We start from the raw sequence: 3,409 nt of genomic DNA on the forward strand, positions 1-3,409 counted from the left end.
CCTCGGCCGCCGGGACGGCAGCGGGAGCAACCTCGGCCGCCGGGACGGCAGCAGGGGCAACCTCGGCCGCCGGGACGGCAGCGGGAGCAACCTCAGTCGCCGGGGCAGCAGCGGGAGCCTCGGCCGCGGGAGCAGCAGCCTCGGCCGCCGGGGCGGCGGCGGGGGCGACGTCCTCGTCGTTGAAGGTGGCACCCGCACCCGTGAAGGAGCCGGTGACGCCCTCGTCTTCCGCAATGATCCAGAAGCTGGCGTGCGAGACACCGTCGTGGCCGACGTGGGACTCGACCGCCGCGAGGGCGGCGGCGTCCTCGTTGGCAGTGAAGAAGCCCTTGCCGTAGTTCGCGTCGATGCCTTCGTGGGCCGAGGCCAGGCCGGCGCAGCCGAGCACGAGCGGGACGGTGAGGGCGCCGACAGCCACGACTCGCTTGAGAGCACGCATGAAAATCTCCTCCACGGAGTTTCTGGGTTGAGTGGCGGTGCCGTTCAGCCCCGCCGCGATTCAGAGAGCCACGCCCCGGATCCCGCCGCAACCGGCACCGCGACCCGTCCGGCCTCACGTCCCGTCAGAATCGCCGCCCCCACCAGCGGAAATACCGTTCGTATGCCTATCTGACAGGATCAGTCGGCTGGAGCACTCTGCGTCACTCCGCGCCACCCTCCGTCGTCGCCGGGCCCCTGCCGCGGACCGCCCCTGCGGAGCCACCCCTCGACGGAGTCATCATGCGAACGGCTCGATACAACGGCCCGCCGTACGGGAACAGTTGGCCGGGACCTCCGAGCCCGCGGAACGGCGGGAGCGCCGCTTCGGGCACAGGCGAATCCCCCCGGAGTTCGCGGGAACTCCGGGGGGATTCGCCACCTATGTCACTCACTGTCACCCGTGGTTCCAGGTGGCACTCGAACCCGTGAAGGAGCCGGAGACGCCGTTGTCGTCCGCCCAGATCCAGAAGTCGATGTGCGAGACGCCGTCGGGACCGACGGAGGACTCGGAACCGGCGACACCGGCACCGCTCTGATTGGCGATGAACTGACCCTTGCCCCAGCTCGCGTCCAGGCCGTCGTGGGCCGAGGCCAGGCCGGCGCAGCCGAGCACGAGCGGGACGGCGAGGGAACCGACGGCCAGGACACGCTTGAGAGCACGCATGAAGGTCTCCTCCACGGAGTTTCCGGTTGAGGTGGCGACACCGATCGGCCCGCCCCGACTCAGGGAGCCACGCGCCACATCCCGCCGCAACCGACACGGTGCCCACTCCGGCCGACGTGGCCTCTGACTCGCCGCAGTGACCAGCGGATACACATATCGGACGACTGCCGTGGGGGTCATTCGATCGGAGCAGGCCCACGACACTCCAACGGCCCCGCCCGACCCATGGCACAGGACACTCCCCCGGCGGCCCGACGCCGACCGGCTCCCGCCGAGCACGCCTCCGGCTTCCGCCGAAGTCTCGTCCACTGCGGCCGAGTTGGCGGGTCGCCGCCCCTTGACAGGATTCCCGCGAAGTGCAGAATAACTTCATTATGAAGCAGGTAAATAAATCATTGGAGTCGTCGGCCGGTCCGCTGGGGCGGGATGCCGAGGGCCGGCTCTACGACAGCAGGGTGCGGACGGCCATGGGCGCGTTCACCAAGGGCGGGGACACCCTGGCACTGGAGGCCGCGGCCGCAGCGCGGTCGGCGTTCCACGCGGTGGAGAAGCTGCGGGCGCACGGATCGCAGGGACGGGGGTTGAGCGCGGGGGCGCTGGATGTGCTGGTGCGGCTCGGGGCCGCGGGTGAAGCGGGAGAAGCGGGAGAAGCGGGGCTGACCGTGGGCGAGTTGGCCCGGGCCGGCGGGGTGAGCGCGCGCAACGCGACCGGCCTGGTGGACACCCTGGAGCGGGAGGGGCTGGCCCGCCGCTCCCCCGACCCGAACGACCGGCGGGCGGTGCTGGTCACCGCGACGCCCGAAGGGCTGGCCTGGCTGGAGGAGTTCCGGGTGCCCACCGAGCGCGCGATGGCCGCCGTGTTCCGCGGCTTCAGCCCCGAGGAGATGGCCCAACTGCGACACCTGTGCCTGCGGTTGGTGGAGAACCAGCAGCAGATCGAGCAGTACCTGGGTGCGGTCGCGGACGGCCCGGGCCCGGACGTCAGCTGACCCCGGGGCCTCCGCGCGGCCGGCCGGAGCGGCGCCCCGCTTCGACCGGCCGCGCAACCACTCCGCGGTGATCAAGGCCGCCACCGTGGACACGATCAGCAGCGGCATCGGGTCGGCCACCTGGCCGCCGAGCAGGGCGGGCGCGGCCCCGAAGCCGGGCAGCGGCGCACAGACCGTGCCGAGGGCCGTACCGAGCAGGAGCGCCGGGAAGATCGGGCCGCCGCGCAGGCTGCCGAGGGCGATCGACCAGCCCAGCCCCTTGAAGAGCACGAGGGCGAGCAGCGCGCCGACCGGCCAGTCGGCCGGATCGGCGGCGAGCACGCCCAGGGTGGCCTGCCCGGATCAGACCTGGCGGGCGTCGGCGCCCAGCGCGCTCTCGATGCCCTGGACCATCCGCCACAGCGGCGCGCGGCGGCTGGCGACCAGGACCACGACGTCGTCGGACTCGCCCTCGGCGGCCTCGCCCTGGCGCTCGCCCCAGGTGCCGGTGACGAAGGCCATCGCCGCGTCCACCTCGGCCACCCAGTCGCTCTCCCCGCCCGAGCGCAACCAGGTGCGCAGGGCGTGGTTGTGCGCGGAGACGACGGCCGCGGCGATCACGTCCGCACGCAGCGGCCCGTCGGGGCGGTCGGCGAAGCGGCCGCGCAGATAGGCGGCCAGGGTGTGCTCGTAGCGCCAGACCACGGACAGCTCGTACGCGCGCAGGCCGGGCACCTTGCGGGTCAGGCGGTAGCGCTGGACGGAGAAGGAGGGCTGCTCGGCGTACATCCGCAGGACCAGGCGGGCGGCGTCGCAGGCGTGCCTGACCGGGTCCTCCTCACCGGTGCCGGACTCCAGGAACTCCGTCATCTCGGCGAGGCTGCGCTCGTGGTCGGGGAAGACCACGTCCTCCTTGGCCGGGAAGTAGCGGAAGAAGGAGCGCCGGCCGACGCCGGCCAGCGAGACGATGTCGTCGACGGTCGTCTGTTCGAAGCCGCGCTCCAGGAAGAGCTCGAAGGCCGCGGCCACCAGCGCCTCGCGCATCGCCGGCTTCGAGGGCCCGTCATTCATGGACTGGTCCTGCTCTTCCTTCTCACTCATTCACCGGAACTTAGCATCGGGACGATGCCTCGGCACCGACGGCCGGGCGGCCGGCCGACCCGCCGTCGGTGCACGTCGGGGTGGGGTTACGGGTGGGGTTACGGGTGGGGTTACGGGAGGTTGCGGGCCATCACGATCCGCTGGACCTGGTTGGTGCCCTCGTAGATCTGCGTGATCTTCGCGTCCCGCATCATCC

5 protein-coding genes are annotated in these 3,409 nt (G+C 72.0%); 1 reads left to right on the plus strand and 4 read right to left on the minus strand.

From position 1 onward, the window contains the following. Positions 1 to 439: hypothetical protein (locus ACZ6EM_RS02155; RefSeq protein WP_465771387.1), on the minus strand; the 439-nt coding region annotated here is incomplete at its 3' end. 435 nt (positions 440 to 874) lie between these two features. Next, positions 875 to 1,144: a hypothetical protein gene (locus ACZ6EM_RS02160; protein WP_401053209.1), complete on the minus strand. Its 270-nt coding sequence runs from the start codon at positions 1,142 to 1,144 to the stop codon at positions 875 to 877. A gap of 374 nt (positions 1,145 to 1,518) precedes the next feature. Here ACZ6EM_RS02160 and ACZ6EM_RS02165 point away from each other — a divergent pair, with 374 nt between their 5' ends. Then, positions 1,519 to 2,133 (plus strand): MarR family winged helix-turn-helix transcriptional regulator, encoded by a 615-nt coding sequence (locus ACZ6EM_RS02165; RefSeq protein WP_465771388.1) that lies wholly within the window; start codon positions 1,519 to 1,521, stop codon positions 2,131 to 2,133. 342 nt (positions 2,134 to 2,475) lie between these two features. Here the strand turns inward: ACZ6EM_RS02165 and ACZ6EM_RS02170 are convergent, their stop codons facing one another. Together ACZ6EM_RS02170 and ACZ6EM_RS02175 are read right to left on the minus strand one after the other, a co-directional pair. Further along, entirely contained in the window at positions 2,476 to 3,213 is a 738-nt protein-coding gene (locus tag ACZ6EM_RS02170; RefSeq protein WP_387695925.1) for a TetR family transcriptional regulator, read from the minus strand. Between the two features lie 110 nt (positions 3,214 to 3,323). Then, positions 3,324 to 3,409, minus strand: an 86-nt coding sequence (locus tag ACZ6EM_RS02175; protein WP_094743042.1) for an acyl-CoA dehydrogenase family protein, incomplete at its 5' end; no start/stop codon positions are given.

Source organism: Kitasatospora sp. NPDC041917 (assembly GCF_055589745.1).